This window comes from Erwinia sp. GW821-FHT03D09, assembly GCF_059420805.1.
On sequence record NZ_JBWKUK010000003.1, the window covers coordinates 56,125 to 74,474 of the forward strand.

17 protein-coding genes and 1 pseudogene are annotated in these 18,350 nt (G+C 59.1%); 7 read left to right on the plus strand and 11 right to left on the minus strand.

Going from position 1 to position 18,350, the window contains the following annotated elements; translation table 11 throughout:
- Positions 1–33: 33 nt before the first annotated feature.
- The 8 genes and pseudogenes from AC07U6_RS03475 to AC07U6_RS03510 form a co-directional block, all read right to left on the minus strand.
- Positions 34–300, minus strand: coding sequence for a YceK/YidQ family lipoprotein (locus AC07U6_RS03475; RefSeq protein ID WP_494763259.1), 267 nt, complete (start codon positions 298–300; stop codon positions 34–36).
- Between the two features lie 298 nt (positions 301–598).
- Positions 599–781 (minus strand): annotated as a pseudogene (locus AC07U6_RS03480) (TetR/AcrR family transcriptional regulator); the annotation flags it as partial.
- 56 nt (positions 782–837) lie between these two features.
- Positions 838–1,446: an SIS domain-containing protein gene (locus tag AC07U6_RS03485; protein ID WP_494763258.1), complete on the minus strand. Its 609-nt coding sequence runs from the start codon at positions 1,444–1,446 to the stop codon at positions 838–840.
- Complete coding sequence (locus AC07U6_RS03490) at positions 1,443–3,080, minus strand: FGGY-family carbohydrate kinase (protein ID WP_494763257.1); 1,638 nt, start codon at positions 3,078–3,080, stop codon at positions 1,443–1,445. The genes AC07U6_RS03485 and AC07U6_RS03490 overlap by 4 nt, the downstream gene beginning before the upstream one ends.
- A 15-nt stretch (positions 3,081–3,095) precedes the next feature.
- Positions 3,096–4,049, minus strand: coding sequence for an ABC transporter permease (locus AC07U6_RS03495; RefSeq protein ID WP_494763256.1), 954 nt, complete (start codon positions 4,047–4,049; stop codon positions 3,096–3,098).
- A gap of 1 nt (position 4,050) precedes the next feature.
- Positions 4,051–5,037 (minus strand): ABC transporter permease, encoded by a 987-nt coding sequence (locus AC07U6_RS03500; protein WP_494763255.1) that lies wholly within the window; start codon positions 5,035–5,037, stop codon positions 4,051–4,053.
- Positions 5,030–6,529: a sugar ABC transporter ATP-binding protein gene (locus AC07U6_RS03505; protein ID WP_494763254.1), complete on the minus strand. Its 1,500-nt coding sequence runs from the start codon at positions 6,527–6,529 to the stop codon at positions 5,030–5,032. The genes AC07U6_RS03500 and AC07U6_RS03505 overlap by 8 nt, the downstream gene beginning before the upstream one ends.
- A 52-nt stretch (positions 6,530–6,581) precedes the next feature.
- Positions 6,582–7,568 (minus strand): autoinducer 2 ABC transporter substrate-binding protein, encoded by a 987-nt coding sequence (locus AC07U6_RS03510; protein ID WP_494763253.1) that lies wholly within the window; start codon positions 7,566–7,568, stop codon positions 6,582–6,584.
- Positions 7,569–8,149: 581 nt separating this feature from the next.
- On the opposite strand from AC07U6_RS03510, the gene AC07U6_RS03515 reads away from it, so the two are divergent.
- Positions 8,150–9,334, plus strand: coding sequence for an MFS transporter (locus AC07U6_RS03515; RefSeq protein ID WP_494763252.1), 1,185 nt, complete (start codon positions 8,150–8,152; stop codon positions 9,332–9,334).
- Here the strand turns inward: AC07U6_RS03515 and pdxR are convergent.
- Positions 9,324–10,757: a MocR-like pyridoxine biosynthesis transcription factor PdxR gene (pdxR, locus tag AC07U6_RS03520; RefSeq protein ID WP_494763251.1), complete on the minus strand. Its 1,434-nt coding sequence runs from the start codon at positions 10,755–10,757 to the stop codon at positions 9,324–9,326. The two genes, AC07U6_RS03515 and pdxR, sit on opposite strands and share 11 nt — an antisense overlap.
- A 90-nt stretch (positions 10,758–10,847) precedes the next feature.
- Between pdxR and AC07U6_RS03525 the strand changes: the two genes are divergently transcribed.
- The gene (locus AC07U6_RS03525; protein WP_494763250.1) at positions 10,848–11,297 is read left to right on the plus strand and encodes a rhodanese-like domain-containing protein; all 450 of its coding nucleotides are present in this window, start codon (positions 10,848–10,850) and stop codon (positions 11,295–11,297) included.
- Between the two features lie 186 nt (positions 11,298–11,483).
- Here AC07U6_RS03525 and flk read toward each other — a convergent pair whose 3' ends face one another.
- Complete coding sequence (gene flk, locus AC07U6_RS03530) at positions 11,484–12,497, minus strand: flagella biosynthesis regulator Flk (RefSeq protein ID WP_494763249.1); 1,014 nt, start codon at positions 12,495–12,497, stop codon at positions 11,484–11,486.
- Between the two features lie 110 nt (positions 12,498–12,607).
- Positions 12,608–13,504: a DMT family transporter gene (locus AC07U6_RS03535; RefSeq protein WP_494763248.1), complete on the minus strand. Its 897-nt coding sequence runs from the start codon at positions 13,502–13,504 to the stop codon at positions 12,608–12,610.
- Positions 13,505–13,610: 106 nt separating this feature from the next.
- Here AC07U6_RS03535 and AC07U6_RS03540 point away from each other — a divergent pair, with 106 nt between their 5' ends.
- From AC07U6_RS03540 to AC07U6_RS03560, 5 genes are all read left to right on the plus strand, one after another.
- On the plus strand, positions 13,611–14,387 hold the full coding sequence (locus tag AC07U6_RS03540) for an AraC family transcriptional regulator (RefSeq protein WP_494763247.1): 777 nt from the start codon (positions 13,611–13,613) through the stop codon (positions 14,385–14,387).
- A 90-nt stretch (positions 14,388–14,477) separates the two neighbouring features.
- Entirely contained in the window at positions 14,478–15,605 is a 1,128-nt protein-coding gene (gene pdxB / locus AC07U6_RS03545; RefSeq protein ID WP_494763246.1) for a 4-phosphoerythronate dehydrogenase PdxB, read from the plus strand.
- Positions 15,606–15,712: 107 nt separating this feature from the next.
- Complete coding sequence (locus AC07U6_RS03550) at positions 15,713–16,723, plus strand: aspartate-semialdehyde dehydrogenase (RefSeq protein WP_494763245.1); 1,011 nt, start codon at positions 15,713–15,715, stop codon at positions 16,721–16,723.
- Positions 16,723–17,538, plus strand: a complete 816-nt coding sequence (gene truA, locus AC07U6_RS03555; RefSeq protein ID WP_494763244.1) for a tRNA pseudouridine(38-40) synthase TruA — start codon at positions 16,723–16,725, stop codon at positions 17,536–17,538. The genes AC07U6_RS03550 and truA overlap by 1 nt, the downstream gene beginning before the upstream one ends.
- A 29-nt stretch (positions 17,539–17,567) precedes the next feature.
- A complete protein-coding gene (locus AC07U6_RS03560; RefSeq protein WP_494763243.1) occupies positions 17,568–18,230 on the plus strand; it encodes a DedA family protein in 663 nt (220 codons plus the stop codon).
- Positions 18,231–18,350: the final 120 nt, after the last annotated feature.

An 18,350-nucleotide genomic window follows, 5' to 3' on the forward strand; every position in this document is an offset into this window, starting at 1 on the left:
TTTCAGCGGGGGTGAGTTCTCACCCCCGTTCACTTAATCCGCGACCTTGCTGTTTCCCTTCCCGCCGTCATCGGGCGTCTGATAGTAGTACCAGCCGTCAAACGGGGCCATCAGCGTATCCCCTACTGCCGACAGCGGCAGATCGAGCGCGCACAGCGCCGAATCAAAAAAGCAGTGATAGTCCTGCTGCGTTCCTGAATAAAATGAGTTTCTCTGATAGTTTTCCGGGGTTCTGCTGTCCATGGTGGCGCAGCTGGCGAGGGCCGTCAGGCAAATCATCAGCGTTAGTGTCCGTAACATAGTCTGTTCCCTGTGTGCGTTGGGCGTAAACAACTTACGGAGGATTGCGATACGGAGTTGGGCGATTAGTGCGGGGGCGCAGTGTAGTTTTTCTGTGAAGGTTTGTCCGGCGTCCACCACTCACTACTGACGCCATCGCGGGTTTACAGAATAAAATCATACTGCAGGTTCATCGTAATATCGTAATAGTCCAGCCGCTCGCCAAAGGCACTGCCGTTGCGATGTTCCCGGGCCTTATTCAGCACCAGCAGCGCCTTCGCGCCCTTAAACAGCCCGCCCTGTGCCAGCGTGCGCCTTTGGCCATCACCTGCCCCTCTTTGCTGGGGAAATGATGATAGAGCGTGCCGGGGCTGATCTCGCTGGCTTTGCAGATGTTTTTCATTGATGCACCGTGGAAGCCATCGCGGGAAAAACAGGCACGCGCAGCCGGGTCGGGGAAGGGGGAGTGGTTTCGGGTTCCATGCTGTTCGCCCGACGTCAGGAATTGAAGTCAACCAATTATCTTTCATTGGTTGACCTATTTATCATTTTTAACGCTTAATCCTGCGCTTCACGCAGGACTTTACCGACGTTGCCACCGGGATGTACGGCGAGCAGCGTTTCTTTATTGAAGCCGCTGCGGCTCATCAGTGCGGCCACCATCGCGTCGAAAACCGCCAGCACGCTGATAATCGAGGTAGTAGCCAGCATTTGCAGCGGGTCAACCTCCTGGCTCTTCGGCACCAGCAGCAGCAGATCGGCCTGCTGCGCGATGGCCGACGCGCCGTTTTCGGTGACAGCAATCAGCGTGGTGCCTTTCGCCTTCACCGTCGGCAGCAGCCGCGTCAGCTCGTCCGAGTTGCCGCCGCGCGACAGCATAATTAGTACATCTTCTTCGCGCAGAAAGCCGATATCACCGTGGGCGGCGTCGGCCGCGCTCAGCCAGATCGCCGGATGCTCAATGCAGGCCAGCATATGGGCGATTTTGCGCGCGGCGATGCCTGACGTGCCGATGCCGGTGACCGCAATTTTGCCGCGACAGCTGGCCAGTGCGTCGAGTACCGCCTGCCACTGCGTGCGATCGAGCTCGGTTTCCAGGGATGCCAGCGCCTGGCGATAGGTCTGCCAGGCCGCCGTAGCCTGCTGCCAGTCGGGCAGGGAACTCATGATCCCTCCTGCATCATCTGGCGATATTTCATCTGGTCGTGATACATCTCGCGGAACACCTGGTACTTGCGATCGTAGTAGCGTTTTATTTCGTTGGTCTGCGGCGTCACGGTCTTGCCGATGCGGCTCATGGCGTTCATCGCTTCCGGCAGTGTGTCGTACACGCCAGCGGCTACGGTGCCCATGATCGCGCCGCCCAGCAGCATAGCCTCGCTCTCTTCGGCCAGCAGCATGGTGCAGCCGGTTGCGTTGGCATGCTCCTGCACGAAGATTGGATTCTTGGTGCCGCCGCCGCTCGCCATAATGGTATCAATGCTGTAGCCGCTCTGATTCATCGTTTCAACGATGTGGCGAGTGCCCAGCGCAATCGCCTGAATGGTCGCCAGATACTGCAGCGCCATATCTTCCGGCGTGCGGGAGAGCTTCAGCCCGGTCAGCATGCCGGTCAGATGCGGGTTAGCGCGCGGTGAACGGTTGCCGTGGAAGTAGGGCAGCATATGGATATCGCGGGTGAGAAAAGCGATCTGGTCAACCTCTCCAGCCATCTTACGCAGCAGCTCGTTTAGCACCTCGTAGATGGTTTTCCCCTGGCTTTTGCCCTGTTCACGCAGCGTGGTGTAGCACGGGTGGGACTGGATAATATGGTCAATCAGCGCACCGGTGGCCGACTGGCCGCCTTCATTCAGCCAGAAATCTGGCAGCACCGCCGAGAAGTACGGCCCCCACACGCCCTTGATAAAACGCGGCTCGCGGGAGATCGCCATATGCCCGGTTGAGGTGCCGCCAATCAGCGCGATGCGGCGGTCAAAATCGGCCAGCTCGCCGGAAGGGCCGGAGGCGCCCAGCGTGCCCAGGCTCCCGGCGTGGGCATCGATGATTGAGGCGCTGACCGCGGTGCCGGGTAGCAGCCCCAGCTCCAGCGCGGCGCGCTGGGTCAGGCCACGGCCCAGCGGTTCGCCCATGCTTTTCACTTCGCTGCCGATCTTCGCCATATCGTGCTCAAGCAGATCGTCCAGGCCAATTTCGCGGAAGTAGCTGGCATCCCAGCCCTCTTTGTGTGCCAGATAGGTCCACTTACAGACCAGCGAACAGAGCGAGCGGGTGGTATCGCCGGTGGCGCGCCAGGTCAGAAAGTCCGGCAGGTCGAACAGGTGGCCGATATTATTCCAGCTGCCCGGCATATGCTGTTTCAGCCACATCAGTTTCGGCGTTTGCATCTCCGGGGAGATCACCCCGCCCACGTAGTCCAGCACTTCATGCTGCATGGCGTTGATGCGCTCGGCCTGCACAATGGCGCGGTGATCCATCCACACCACCACATTCTGCTCATTGCGGCCGGACGGGCTGACCGTCAGCGGCTGCCCCTCTTTATCCAGCACGACGAGTGAACAGGTCGCATCAAATCCCAGGCCCTTAATTTGTACCGGATTGATATTGCACTGGTTAAGCGCATCGCGCACCGACTGGCACACCGCCTGCCAGATATTATCCGAAGACTGTTCAACGAAGTCCGCCTGCGGGCGATACAGCGCGATTTCGCGGCTGGCCTGGCCCATCATTCGGCCGGTAATATCAAAAATGCCCGCGCGTGCGCTACCGGTCCCTACATCCACACCAATGTAATAGCTGCTCATTTTTTCCCTCGATAATCAGTTTTTGCGATTCTGTAGCGCAATAAACAGGATAAGTACACCGCCCCAGAGCGCCATGGTCAGATAGCTACTGACTCCCAGCAGATTCAGTCCGCTTTCCAGCATTTGTAAGACAATCAGCGCCAGCACCAGCCCGATAACCCGGCCAAATCCGCCGTCCGGGTTAATGCCGCCCAGCACCGAGGCCAGAATAGTGACCAGCAGCCAGGACTCGCCGTAGCCCGCCTTGGCCGAGTTAAACATCGACATCATCAGCAGCGCCGCGCCCCAGCTCATCAGGGCTGACAGAACGTAAACGGTAATCAGCACGCGGGTGGTATTCACGCCGCTAAAGCGAGTTGCATGTAAATTTGAACCCAGCAGCAGGATGCTGCGGCCCAGCGTGGTGCGCTCCAGCAGCAGCCACAGCAGGGCGGCGATGGCCAGAAACAGCAGCAGCGACAGCGGGATGCCCGCCAGCGAACTGTTGCCGATCGCCTGGATGAGCGGTGGGAAGCCGGAGATCACCGCACCGTTGGTCAGCAGAATATTCAGCCCGGCAATCAGCGTCATGGTACCGAGCGTGGCCAGAATCGGTGAAACGCCAATAACCGCGATCAGCACGCCGTTCAGTACGCCGATGGCCACTGCCAGCAGCAGTCCGGCCAGCAGGGCAATCGCCAGCCAGGCTGGCTGATCGGGATGGGCAACGATAATCGCCGCCATCACCAGTGAGCAGGCGTTGGCGCTGGCAATAATCGACAGGTTGATGCCGCCCGTCAGCATGGTGACGCCCATGCCCAGCGCCAGCAGTCCCAGCACCGGCAATTGCCCGGCGATAGACTGGAAGTTACCTAAACTAAAAAAGCGTGAACCCAGCGTCAGGGAAAACAGTCCCAGCACGATGGCGATCATCAACAGCTGCAGGCGAATAATCCGGTCGCCTGGCAGAACCTTCAGCAGACTTTGCATCTTAATTCCCCTTAACCTGTTTGCGTTTCTCATTCCACGCCGTTGCGCTGACGCTGAACAGAATAATCGCGCCGCTGATAACCATGTGCCAGTAGGAAGAGACGGCCAGCAGCGTCAGTCCGTTTTGCAGGAAGGCCAGCAGCAGCACGCCAAGCAGCGTCCCGGTCAGCGAGCCGCGTCCGCCGCTCATGCTGGTACCGCCCAGCACCACCGCCGCCAGCACCGTCAGCTCGTAGCCGACCAGCGAGTTAGGCGCCACCGACTGGGTGGTCTGGGCCTGAACGACCGCCGCCACGCCCGCCAGCAGGCCCATATAGCCATAGACCCGTAAGTGCAGGCCGCGCAGATTAATGCCGAGGCGTGCCGCCGATTCGCGGTTGCCGCCCATGGCGAAGATCTGCCGACCCAGGCGGGTATAGTTCATCAGGAATCCGGTCACAATAAAGGTGCCCAGCAGGCAGAGCAGCGGCAGCGTCAAGCCGTATTCATAACCGTCGGCGGCGGTGAAGGAGAACCAGTTAATGCCGTTCATGAACCAGTCCGGGAAGCCGTACAGCCAGGTCCCGCCGGTGAACCACACCAGCAGACCGTAGAACAGATTCAGCGTGGCGATGGTGATAATAATCGCTGGAACCCGCAGCAGATAAACCAGCAGCCCGTTGACCATGCCCAGCAGCAGGCCGACGGCCATTGCCACGGCAAACACGCTGATCAGATTGCCGCCGTGTGCCAGCATGGTGCTGGCCGTCACGTACTGGGCGATGGCGGTCATCGCCGGGAAGGAGATATCAATCCCGCCGGCAATCAGCACCACAAACAGGCCACAGGCCAGAATGCCGAGAATGGCATAGCTGGTGGCAACATCGGTCAGATTGCCGAGGGTTAAGAATTCGCTGGTGCGCAGGCTGAGGCCCACCGCCAGCAGCAGGATCAGCATGCTCAGCCAGAACTCGTGATAGCCAATAAGCTGGCGTAATTTATTATTCATTGACCACCCCGGCGATCTCTTCTTCGCGGCACTGGTGTGGTGCGAAGCTGGCAACCAGCTCGCCTTTGCGCATCACCAGTATCCGATGGCTGTTGTAGTAAGCTTCCGGGATCTCATCGCAGATCATCAGTACCGCCATGCCCGATTCGGCCAGCTGGCGTGCAATGCGATAGATCCCTTCTTTATTGGCGATATCCACGCCGACGGTCGGCGAGTCGAGGATCAGCACTTTCGGCTGCGTCGCCATCCATTTACCGATCGCTACGCGCTGGGCGTTACCGCCGGAGAGCGTCTGCACCGGCAACTGGCTGTCGGAGACTTTGATATTCAGTTCGCGGATCAGATCGGCCGCCTGCCGCCGCGCTTTCTGGCGATCCATCAGACCCAGCCCGCCGCGCAGGCGATCGAAGATCGACACCAGCAGGTTGTCGAAAATCGACTGCGGCATGATCAGCCCTTCGCTCTGGCGATCTTCCGAAACGTAGGCAATGCCGTGGCGGATGGCGTCGCGGTTGTGGCGCAGCTTCACCGGCTGACCGTCAACGATCAGCTCACCGCTGTCCGGTTTGCTGATGCCAAACAGCGACAGGCACAGCTCGGTGCGCCCGGCACCCAGCAGGCCGACAATTGAGACGATCTCCCCCCGCCGCAGCTGTAAATTGATATTCTGATATTCGTTGCGGCGGCTGAGGTTGCGTACCTCCAGCAGCGGCGTTTCGTCGCCGTCGGCGCGCTGCGGCAGGTGGCTGAAGCTGAAGCGCTGGCCGGTCATCAGAAACGCCAGCTCATCGCTGTCCAGCTCGCTGGCCTGCCAGGTGCCGACCAGCTTACCGTCGCGGATCACGCTGATGCGGTCGGAGACTTCTATCACCTCATCCAGCTTGTGGCTGACGAACACCACGCAAATCCCGGCGGCCTTCAGCTCGTTGACCACCCGCAGCAGGCCGTTAACTTCATGGCGAGTCAGGGAGGCGGTTGGCTCATCCATAATCACCAGGCTGGCTTTAGCCGCCAGCGCCCGGCAGATGGCGACCAGCTGACGATCGGCTATCGACAGCTTTTCCACTTTGCGTGACGGATCGAGGTTAACCCCGATGCGGTTCATGGTGTCCACCGCCAGCTGGCGCATGGCGCGGCGATTGACCAGCAGATCGCCGCCCGGCAGCATGCGGTGGATGGCGATGTTTTCCATCACCGTCAGATTCGGGAACAGCGACAGATCCTGATAAATCACCTGCACGCCGTAGAATGAGGAGAGCGCCGGAGTCAGACGCGGGAAACGCTTGCCGTCAACGCTGATATGCGAGCCTTTATCGGGCTGATAAACGCCGGAGATCACTTTGATCAGCGTGCTTTTGCCGCAGCCGTTTTGCCCGGCCAGGCAGTGGACTTCACCACGATTCAGCGTCAGCGAGACGTTGTCCAGCGCGCGTACGCCCGGGAACGATTTGCTGATATTTTCCAGCGAAATAAAGGTATTTTGCGTGGCCATAAGTTAGTGCCCTGGTGTTGGGGAGGGGCCAGCAAGCGCTGGCCCGAATCAATCAAAAGCCGAGGGATGCTGCGTTGTCTTTGGTGACTTCCAGAATGCGGTTGAAGCGGATCACGTGATGCTCCATATCCACATCCGCCTTGCCGATGCCGTCGATGGTCAGGTCCGGCGTGACTTGTTTGCCGTCCAGCAGCTGATCTGCCAGGCTGACCAGCGCGAATCCGGCATCTTTCGGGTCCCACAGCAGCGCTTTTTTGATATCGCCCGAGGCCAGATATGGCGCTGCCTGAGCTGGCATTGCAATGCCGACCACGGCAATTTTGTTTTTCGCACGCTTGCTCTTCACGGCCTGACCGGCACCGATTGGGCCGAGGGAGCCAAAGCCGATAATACCTTTCAGGTCCGGGTAGGTGCGCATCAGGTCAAGCGTGGTGGCGTAGGATTTATCAATGCTTTCTGCCACCGGCAGGCGGGAGGTGACTTCGTGCATGTCAGGATACTTTTCTTTCTGATATTTAATCGCTGCATCGGCCCATGCGTTGTGCAGCGGCACGGTCAGCGAGCCAACGTAAATGGCATAGCCGCCCTGGCCGCCCATCGCGCTGGCCAGCTCATCCATATTTTTTTGTGCGTACTTCACGCTGTCGATGGTTTCCACATCCCACTGGCCAATCTGCTGGTCCGGAGATTCGTGGGTCAGCACCACAATGCCCTGATCGCGTGCTTTTTTCAGCACCGGCTCCAGTACCTTGGCGTCGTTTGGCACCACGATAATCGCATCGACTTTTTTCGCGATCAGGTCTTCAATCACTTTGACCTGCTGTGCCGGATCGGCGGTGGAGCCCCCCACCTGATAGGCGTTGACGTCAAGTTTTTTCGCCGCTTCATCCACGCCTACGGCCATGCGGGTGAACCAGGGAATGCCGGTCACTTTGGCGACCAGCGCAATATCATGTTTTTCCGCCGCCATCAGCGGGGTGGTTAACAGCATGCAGGCGGAAACGACACATGCATTCAGTAATGCGAGATTGAATTTCATAGCAGTACCTTTGTTTTGTAGGGCGTGTTTTTGTCAGGTAACGGGGGTTTTAACAACGGCACCAGGATAGCAAGAACGATTTGCAGAGGATCTGAGCAGAAGAGAATTATGTGATCGGTAACTTTTTGTGTTTATTTTTGTAATTTATTTGGTTAAGTAATTGTTAATAATTATGGTTTTGTGGTAATTTTACACCAAATTAAAGTTGATATTTTGTTAATTATTATTTTTTCATTAACAATTAATTATCATTTTTCTTCTGTTATCCTCTTTCTCGGGCAGAAATGGTCATTTAGCGTATTTATCAGGCGATTTTATTATCGAAACTGCGAGAATCATCGCATTTCACTCCTCTGCTGCCGCGCGCAGAGCGCAATTAAAGTTAGAAATAATTACGTTATTTTAATACAAAATGCAGATAACCCGGCAAAAATGGTGAATGCGAAGCATCTCACGAACTCTGTTTTCATTTATTGACGTAATGAAATTTAAAAGCCAATATTTTTATATTTGAAAAAAAAATTCCATGATGTCACCGCATCTTCAGCGGACAGCACGGGTTTTCCTCAGGAGAAGTAAGCATGTCGGTCAGTGTTGAAGCGCGCCCCGCGCAGGCTACCCGCGAGCTGGCGCGGATTTCGTTTGCCGTTTTTCTCACCTATCTGACCGCCGGACTGGCGTTGCCGGTGATCCCGCTTTATGTCCATCAGGAGCTGGGCCTCAGCAACGTGATGGTGGGCGTCGCGGTCGGCATTCAGTTTTTCGCCACGCTGCTGACGCGCGGCTATGCCGGCAGGCTGGCGGACCAGCGCGGTGCTAAACGTACCACCGTGCAGGGTATCCTCTCACTGGCACTGGTCGGTGTAGCTTATCTGCTGGCGGCTTTTCTGCCGCTGCCGGTGGCCGGAAAGTTTGCGCTGCTGGTGGCGGGCAGGCTGCTGCTCGGCTTTGGAGAAAGCCTGCTGCTGACCGGCAACCTGACCTGGGGAATGGGGCTGGTGGGGGCGAAACGCTCCGGTCAGGTGATGTCGTGGAACGGCATGGCGATTTACGGCTCGCTGGCCGCCGGGGCACCGCTGGGCCTGATGCTGCACAGCCAGTGGGGTTTTATGGCGCTGGGCGCGGCGACGATCCTGCTGCCGCTGGTGGCGCTGCTGATTAACGTCAGCATCAGGCCGGTACCGGTGCTGGGCGGGGAGCGCCCCTCGCTGTGGAAAGTGGTGGGGCAGATTATGCAGCCCGGCTGTGCGCTGGCGCTGCAGGGCACCGGGTTTGCGGTAATTGGTACGTTTACCTCGCTCTATTTTGCCGACCGCCTGTGGGGCAATGCCGGATTTGCGCTCACCGCGTTTGGTGTGGCGTTTGTGATGGTGCGAATTTTCTTCGGTGGTCTGCCGGACCGGCTGGGCGGCGCGCGGGTTGCGCTGGTCTCGCTGGGCGTTGAGGCGCTGGGCCTGCTGCTGCTGGGCATTACGCCGAACGGCTGGGTGGCGCTGGCCGGGGCCGCATTGACCGGCTGCGGCTGTTCGCTGGTATTCCCGTCGCTGGGCGTTGAGGTACTGAAGCGAGTCGCACCCCAGGTGCGCGGCACCGCGCTGGGCGGATTTTCCGCCTTCCAGGATATCGCCTACGGTGCCAGCGGCCCGCTGACCGGTATTCTGGCCACCACTTTCGGCTACGGTTCGGTGTTTCTTGCCGGAGCCGCCTGCGCCGCCTTGGGCATCGTCGTTACCTTGAGCTTCGCCCGCAGCGCGGTCAGTAGCTGAGACGAGCCAGCTTATCGACCGCCCGGGTAATTTCATTCGGCTGGAGCGCCGAGTATCCCAGTATCCATCCCTCATGCGCCTCGCTGCTCTGCTGATGATAGAGCGGCGACAGGCGCGGCAGCAGCAGCCCCTGCGCTGTGGCCTGCTGCGTCAGCCGCTGTTCACCGCCGTGGTTTAACTGCACGGTGAGCTGCAATCCTCCCTGATGGACCAGCGGCGTCAGCCTGTCACCCAGTTTTTCCGCCAGCTCCCGGCACAGCAGATCGCGGCGGCTGCCGTACAGCTGGCGCATTAACCGCAGATGGGCAGCAAAGTGGCCGTGCTGAATAAAATCGGCGGTCACCGCCTGCATCAGCTGCGCGCTGTGGCCGTCCATCATGCTGCGCAGGCGGCAAAGCGGCGCGATCAGTGCATCGGGTACCACCAGATACGCCAGCCGAAGAGAGGGGAACAGCACCTTGGAGAAGGTACCGAGGTACAGCACCCGCGCATTATCCTCCAGGCCCTGTAGCGCAGGCTGGGGGTTGCTGTCGTAGTGAAATTCGCTGTCGTAGTCGTCTTCAATGAGCCAGCAGCCGCTGCGGCGGGCAAACTCCAGCCACGCCAGCCGACGCGGTAGGCCGAGTGTCACCCCGGTGGGATACTGATGTGAAGGCGTCAGGTACACCAGCTTCGGTGTGCCTTCGTCCTCCGGGATTGCGCCGCGCTCATCCACCCTGATACCGGCAATCCGCGCGCCCGCGCTGCGAAAAGCGTGCCACGCACCGGAGTAGCCCGGCTCTTCCAGCCACACCGGATCGCCGCTGTCGCACAGTAGCAGCGCAATCATCTGTAGCGCCTGCTGTGAACTGGTGAGGATCATCACCCGGCTGGCGCTGCATCTTACGCCGCGCGACTGGCCAAGGTAGTCCGCCACCGCTTCTCGCAGCTGCGGTAATCCCTGCGGATCGCCGTAGCGCATCAGCTTTTCGCCTTCAAGCCGCTGCCGCTGCTGCATTAACCGTCGCCAGGTGCGGTGCGGAAAGGCGCGCAGATCGGGGGAACCGGCGGCAAAGGCCTGGGGAAACTGCGGATCTTCGCAGCCGCCGCCGCGATAAATCAGCTGACCGCGGGTGGAAAGCTGCACCGGTGGGGAAGTCAGCGGCCGGACGGGAGCGCCAGGCAGGCCCTGTGCCACAAAGGTGCCGCGTCCGGTTTGCCGGGTCAGATAACCTTCGCTCTCCAGCTGGGCATAGGCCGCCTCAACCGTTACGCGGGATATCGCCAGATCCTGCGCCAGCAGGCGGGAAGAGGGCAGACGTGCAGCATGGCCAAGTGCACCACTGCGGATGGCTTTACGCAGCATCGCGCAGACGCGTTCGCGCAGTGTGGCCGCCTGCTGCTGCCCCAACAGTGCCAGGTACGGTACGGCGTTATGCGGCATATGGGTCTTATTCCCTGTTGATTACTGGTCTTACTATTAAGGCCAATCCGGTCCTATCATGGCAGCACTGACTTCAAGAGGATATTTATTATGACGTCATCCGCCGTTTTACAGTTCCCGCCGCTGTCACCGGAGCAGAGCGAAGCCCATCTGCGGCAAAAGCTGGCCTGGTATGCGGATGCCTGGGATCTGGCGCAGGATTTATTGCAGGAGATCGAAGAGATTGTGGTAATCGATACACGCTCCCCGGAGCAGTATCAGGCCGGGCATATCTGTGGGGCTGTCAGTTTTCCACATCGCAACATGACCGCCGAAACCCTGGCGGCGCTCGATCGCAGCAAGGTCTACGTGACCTATTGCGACGGTATCGGCTGCAACGGCTCCACAAAGGGCGCGTGGAAACTGGCGGCGGCGGGATTTCAGGTCAAAGAGTTGATCGGCGGGCTGGACTTCTGGCTGCGGGACGGCCATCCGGTAGTCACTGGTGACGTGCCGGGCAGCTGGCCGGATTCGGCAGCGCTAGCCGACTGCGGCTGCTAAACAAGGGCAAACGACCGCATTTCATAACGCTGACGGCTAAACCGCTGCCGGTGACTGCCATTGCTGCACTGCGCTGACAGAACCGAAGAGCCGCTGTTGTTGGGCGTCGAAAATTAACGCCTGGCTGCCTGGTAACAGCAGCTGAATGCGTGTTTCAGACCAGTTGCTGAAGGTTTTCGGGTGCCGTTACAGCAAAGCCCACAGCAGCAGCACAACCAGCAGCAGCAGGGAAAATGCGGTAAACACCGGGCGGCGGGTAAAGGGTTGCAGCACGGGCGGCAGCGTGCTCCACAGCGGCTGCGGCGTCACATCTTCCCCGGCACGCAGCTGCGCGGCGCGGTGCTTAAACAGCGCATTGAGCAGATCCTGCACCTGTGCAGTGCTCAACAGCGTGAGTGGCTGCGCGTTAAAGCGCTGCTGGCAGTGATCCTCCAGCAGGCGCAGTTCGGCGGCATCCGGCGGCTGCTTCAGTGCCGCGATTAGCTGGCTCAGGGTCGGGCTGCCGGGCTGGCTCAGCGTGTGGCTGACCTGCAGATACTGGGTCAGCAGCGGGAAGAATCGTGATGGGATCGGATCGCCACTGTGCAGGTTCACCACCTTCATCAGCGCCGCCCACAGCTTCACCGGCGACTCGCCGGTTGCGGCCGCAAGGCGGGCGATTTGCAGATTCAGCGCCTGATGCTCGGCCGGCAGCAGGGAGCGATCGGTCACCCGGCTTTGCTGCGGCTGCGGAATGGTCATCTGCCCGTTCTGCAGCATGGTCAGCACCTGACGCAGCTGATCGGGATTCAGCGAGCTGAGCACGGTCTGGCCAAACTGCTGACGGATGAAGTCGCTTACTGCCTGGCGATTGTTTCCGGCGGGCAGCAGTCCGGTCAGCTGCTGCTGGAGCTGTCGGGTAGCGTGAGTGTTCTGTACCTGAGCCAGACGGGTATTCAGGAACTGTTCGGCCAGCGGAAAATGGCGAGCCAGCAGTCCGGCATCGTTCTTAACGCCCACCTCATGACGCAACCCGGCCCACAGTTCTACGGATTTCAGCGAACTGAGAGACATGATCTTGACGATCAGGCGCTCCAGCGTGGTGCGTTGGGCTGGGGAGAGCGGCTGATCGCCGGTGGCGCTGCGCGGTGTATCGGACAGAGGGGCGAGCGTCGGACGATCGCCAGGAGATGGCGCTCCGGGGCCACTTAACGGTTGCATGGCGAAAATCCTTCAGTCGGGTTCCGGGGCGTGCCGTAACAGAGAAATAATGCCATATGATAACAATCCCCCCCGGGGATCGAAAGGCCACCGGGCGGGAATAAGGCGCATTATCCCTGTTTTTTATCATTGCTGCTGCGCTTGAGCGGCATTCTCAGCTGTTGGGCGAGGATCACACCAAGCAGGGTCACTCCGCCGCCGATAAAGTGGTATGCGTGCAGGCTTTCGTGCAGGAAGCCCACGGCGATAATCGCGGTAAAAATCGGTGCCAGGTTCATAAATATGCTGGCGGTACTGGCCCCGAGGCGCATCACGCCCTGAATCCAGACAAATGGCGCGACGATCGAGGCTGGGATAGCGGCAAAAAGGACCAGCGGAATATTTTGCATATTCAGCGACACATCCGGTGCCATCAGGAAACCGGGCGTCAGCAGCAGAACGCCAAACAGGATTTGCATCCACAGGCTCTGCCAGTTCGGCAGAGGGATCGCCCAGCGTTTGGTTAATACACCGTACAGCGCATAAGAGGTGGACGCCGCAAACATCATCAGCTCGCCTTTGCCCATGCCGTGCGTCAGCAGCTGCGCCGGATTGCCCTGGCTCACCAGCCACACCAGCCCACCGAACGATAGCACGCTGCCCAGCATTATGCCCACGGTGGGTGACAGCCGCAGGATAAAAATGCTTAGCAGTACCGTCAGCAGCGGGATCAGCGCGTTAAGAATGCCCATAAACAGCGCGCTGACGCTGTGCGCGGCGAAGTACGCCAGGCTCTGATAGAGCACCATGCCCAACAGGCCGAGGATCAGCAGTTTCCACCAGACCCGGGCGATTTGCTGCCGATGCCGCCAGACGCCGGGCAGCGCGAAGGGAGCCAGCACGACGAGGGCAATCAGCCAGCGATAAAAGGAGATAGCCGCAGGATCGATCGCGCTGGCCGACATTTTGCTGACGATGGCATTAATTGACCAGATTAGTACGGCCAGCAGGGGAAACATAAAATTCATCAGGTTCTCGCGTTGTTGTCTTCACAGTCCAGGGAGGCCAGTGTAATATTGTCTCATTGAAAACAAATAATGATAATCAGACATCATTGCTCTGGGACCGGACAAGATGATTCAGCAACTGACTTACACCCCGCCGGAGAATGCTGCCGAGATGACGCTGTTTTTCCGCTATGAGCAGACCAATGCCCAGACGGAGTATCTGCCCCATAGCCACAGCTGGGGCCAGGCGATTTTTGTAAAATGCAACGTGCTGGAGATGCAGGTAGAGGGCGAGCGCCTATTGACTCCGGCCAATATTCCCATCTGGATACCCCCCGGAAAGATTCACGCCAGCTACAACCACAAGCAGGCGTTTTTCCGCACGCTGAACGTCGCCGGTTCGCTTTGCCATCAGCTGCCCGATCGTGCCTGCCTGCTCAGAGTCAGCCCGATTGTGCACGCCATTATGGATGATATTGCCGCGCGCGAACTGCTGGTGCCGGAAACGGCAGAAGATCGCCGTCTGGGGGAGGTGCTGCTCGATCAGCTACGTCAGGCACAGATCGGCCCCAGCTACCTGCCCTCGACCAGCGATAAATATCTGGCCCCGGTGTTACAGGCGCTGGAGCTGAATCCGGCCGATAACACCACGCTGGCGCAGTGGGCCAGCCGCGTGTACACCACCGAACGCACACTGTCGCGCCGCTGCCAGGCGCTGCTCGGAATGTCGTTCAGCGAATGGCGGCAGCGCCTGCGTTTTCTGCATGCCGTGGCGCTGCTGGAGCAGGGTAAAAGCGTGCAGGAGGTGGCGCTGGAGCTGGGCTACAGTTCAGCTTCGGCGCTGATCGTGATGTTCCATCAGCAGTCAGGCACCACGCCGGAGCGCTATCGCCAGCGTATCTGAGGGGGCGGCTTTCGGGCAAACGGGGGGTTATTCGGCAGGGGGCTTTATGGCAGAATAGCGCTCCTTATTGAGCCAGACTGGATACCGCTAGTGAAAATCCTCGTTGATGAAAATATGCCGTATGCGCGCGAACTGTTCAGCCGCACCGGCACCGTGGTCGCTGTTCCCGGGCGCCCAATCCCGGCGGCGGAGCTGGATGATGCCGACGGCCTGATGGTGCGTTCCGTCACCAAAGTGAATGCCGCGCTGCTGGACGGTAAGTCGGTTAAGTTTGTCGGTACGGCAACGGCGGGTACCGATCATATCGACGAGGACTACCTCAACCAGCAGAATATCGCCTTCTCTGCGGCCCCCGGCTGTAACGCCATTGCCGTGGTGGAATACGTTTTTTCCGCGCTGCTGCTGCTGGCCGAGCGCGACGGCTTCCTGCTGAAAGATCGCACCGTCGGTATTGTTGGCGTTGGTAACGTTGGCGGGCGCCTGCAGGCGCGGCTTGAAGCGCTGGGCATACGCACGCTGCTGTGCGATCCGCCGCGTGCGGATCGTGGTGATGCGGGCGAATTCCTGCCGCTGGAAAGGCTGGTGGCCGAGGCCGATGTGCTCACCTTCCATACTCCACTATTCAAGCAGGGACCCTACCAGACACTGCATATCGCCGACGAGGCGCTGCTGCGAGCGTTAAAACCCGGCACTATCCTGATCAACGCCTGCCGTGGCCCGGTGGTAGATAACGCAGCTCTGCTGAACGTATTAGAGCAGCGCGACGACCTGAGTGTAGTGCTGGATGTCTGGGAGCCGGAGCCGGAACTGTCGCTGCCGCTGCTGGATAAAGTGGATATCGCTACCGCCCACATCGCCGGTTACACGCTGGAAGGGAAGGCGCGCGGTACCACTCAGGTGTTTGAAGCCTGGACGCAGTTTATCGGCCAGCCGCAGCAGGTGCCGCTGGACACCCTGCTACCCGCCCCGGAGTTCGGTACCATTACCCTGCGCGGCGAGCTGGATCAGCCAACGCTGAAACGTCTGGTACATCTGGTATATGATGTGCGCCGTGATGACGCACCGCTGCGCCATGTGGCCGCGATTCCAGGTGAGTTTGACCGCCTGCGGAAGAACTATCTGGAACGTCGTGAATGGTCATCGCTGCGGGTACAGTGCGACAACGCCGAAACGGCCTCGCTGCTGGCGAAACTGGGCTTTAATGCGACCGGTGAGTAAGTATTTGTAAAACCGTGCATTCCCCTCCCTTTATGGGAAGTATTCTGAAACATTGCGGTGTTCCGACACCGCACTTTTTTTTATGTCATTATCTGGAGTAAACCAACATGTCTGACGGCTGGAATATCGCGCTATTAGGTGCGACAGGCGCAGTAGGGGGAGCTTTACTGGAATTACTGGCTGAACGCCAGTTCCCGGTTGGTGAGCTGTATTTGCTGGCAAGCGAGCGCAGCGCGGGCGAAGTGCTGCGCTTCGAGGGTAAATCGGTGCGGGTAACCGATGCGGCAGACTTTGACTGGTCGCAGGTGCAACTGGCATTTTTTGCCGCCGGCCGTGAAGCCTCCGCCCGCTATGCGGATGATGCCGCCAACGCCGGATGCCTGGTGATTGACAGCAGCGATCTGTTCGCGCTGGAGCCGGATGTGCCGCTGGTGGTGCCGGATGTTAACCCGCAGGTGCTGGCCGACTACCGCAACCGCAATATCGTGACCGTGGCGGACGGTTTAACCAGCCAGCTGCTGAGCGCGATCAAGCCGCTGATAGATAACGCCGGACTGGGACGTTTGCAGGTTACCAATCTGCTGGCTGTATCCTCCCACGGCAAAGTGGCGGTGGATTCGCTGGCCGGTGAGAGCGCCCGCTTGCTGAACGGTATGCCGGTGGAAGAGAGCCACTTTGGCCGCCAGCTGGCGTTTAACCTGCTGCCGCTGCTGGCCGATGCGGAAGGCAGCGTGGCGCAGGAGCGTCAGCTGGTGGAGCAGGTGCGTAAAGTGCTGCAGGACGAAGGTCTGCCTATTGCGGTCAGTACCGTGCAGGCGCCGGTGTTCTACGGCAATGCCCAGATTGTGCATATCGAAAATCTGCGCCCGGTTTCGGCAGAAGAAGCGCGTGAAATCCTGCTGGAAGCAGAAGATATCAACGTGACCGATGAAACGGATTATCCGACGCCGGTGGGCGATGCCTCCGGCAGTGCGCACCTGAGCATCGGCTGCCTGCGTAACGATTACGGCATCCCGGAGCTGCTGCAGTTCTGGTCGGTGGCGGACAATGTGCGTTTCGGCGGCGCGCTGATGGCGGTGAAAACGGCCGAGAGGCTGGTGCAGGAGTATATGTACTGATGTCGGACATCAACGTGCCACAGACGGTGTATAAGCTGGCACTGGGCATTGAATATGATGGCAGCCAGTACTACGGCTGGCAGCGACAGAACGAAGTGCGCAGCGTGCAGGAAAAGCTGGAAAAGGCGCTGTCAAAAGTCGCCAACCATCCGGTGGTGGTGTTCTGCGCTGGCCGCACCGATGCGGGCGTTCACGGCACGGGGCAGGTGGTGCATTTTGAAACCACCGTGCAGCGCAAGGACGCCGCGTGGACCCTCGGCGCCAATACGAATCTGCCTGGCAATATCGCCGTGCGCTGGGTTCATGCGGTGCCGGATGACTTCCACGCGCGCTTCAGCGCCACCGCGCGGCGCTACCGCTATGTGATTTATAACCAGCGGCTGCGCCCGGCGATCCTCGGCGGCGGCATGACCCATTTTTATCATCCGCTGGATGTGGAAAAAATGCAGCGTGCCGGTCAGTGCCTGCTGGGCGAGAACGACTTCACCTCGTTCCGTGCCGTGCAGTGCCAGTCGCGCACGCCGATGCGTAACGTGATGCATCTGAACGTCAGCCGCCACGGCGCTTACGTGGTGGTGGATATCAAAGCCAACGCCTTTGTTCACCACATGGTGCGCAATATCGTCGGCAGCCTGATGGAAATCGGCTGCGGAAATCAGCATGAAGGCTGGATGGCTGAGCTGTTAGCGGCGAAAGACCGGACGCTGGCGGCCGCGACGGCGCGTGCGGAAGGGTTGTATCTGGTCGCGGTGGATTACCCCGATCGTTTTGCTTTACCACGTCCACCGATGGGACCTTTGTTCCTCGGGGATTAATCTGGCCTGGATTTCTAAAGGAAGCCTTTATGGAACTGATTCGTTTTATTGTCGATTTCATTTTGCATATCGACGTCCACCTCGCGGAGCTGGTGGCGCAGTACGGCGTGTGGGTTTACGCCATCCTGTTCCTGATCTTGTTCTGCGAAACCGGGCTGGTGGTGACGCCATTCCTGCCTGGCGATTCGCTGCTGTTCGTGGCCGGCGCGCTGGCTGCACTGCCGGGTAACGATCTTAACGTTCACACCATGGTGGCACTGATGGTGGTAGCGGCGATTATTGGCGATGCGGTGAACTACACTATCGGGCGGCTGTTCGGCGATAAGCTGTTCAGTAACCCGAACTCGAAAATTTTCCGTCGCAGCTATCTTGATAAGACCCACGCATTTTACGAGCGTCACGGTGGGAAAACGATTATTCTTGCTCGCTTCGTGCCAATCGTTCGTACTTTCGCGCCGTTTGTGGCCGGAATGGGTAAAATGTCCTATCGTCATTTTTCAATCTACAACGTATCGGGCGCGCTGCTGTGGGTGCTGCTGTTTACCTATGCCGGTTATCTGTTTGGCAACATGCCGATGGTGCAGGAAAACCTTAAGCTGCTGATTGTGGCGATTATCCTGCTGTCTATTCTGCCGGGTGTCATCGAAGTGTGGCGTCATCGCCGCGCGGCGCGTCAGCAGAAACAGCAGTAACAGAAATCATCAGGCGATACCCGTCCGACCAGATTTTTATCCACAGTCACGGGCGGTTATGGTTTAATGAGTGACAATTTATGGTTTGTGCCGCCGGCTTTTTTGCGGCACAAAAAAGAA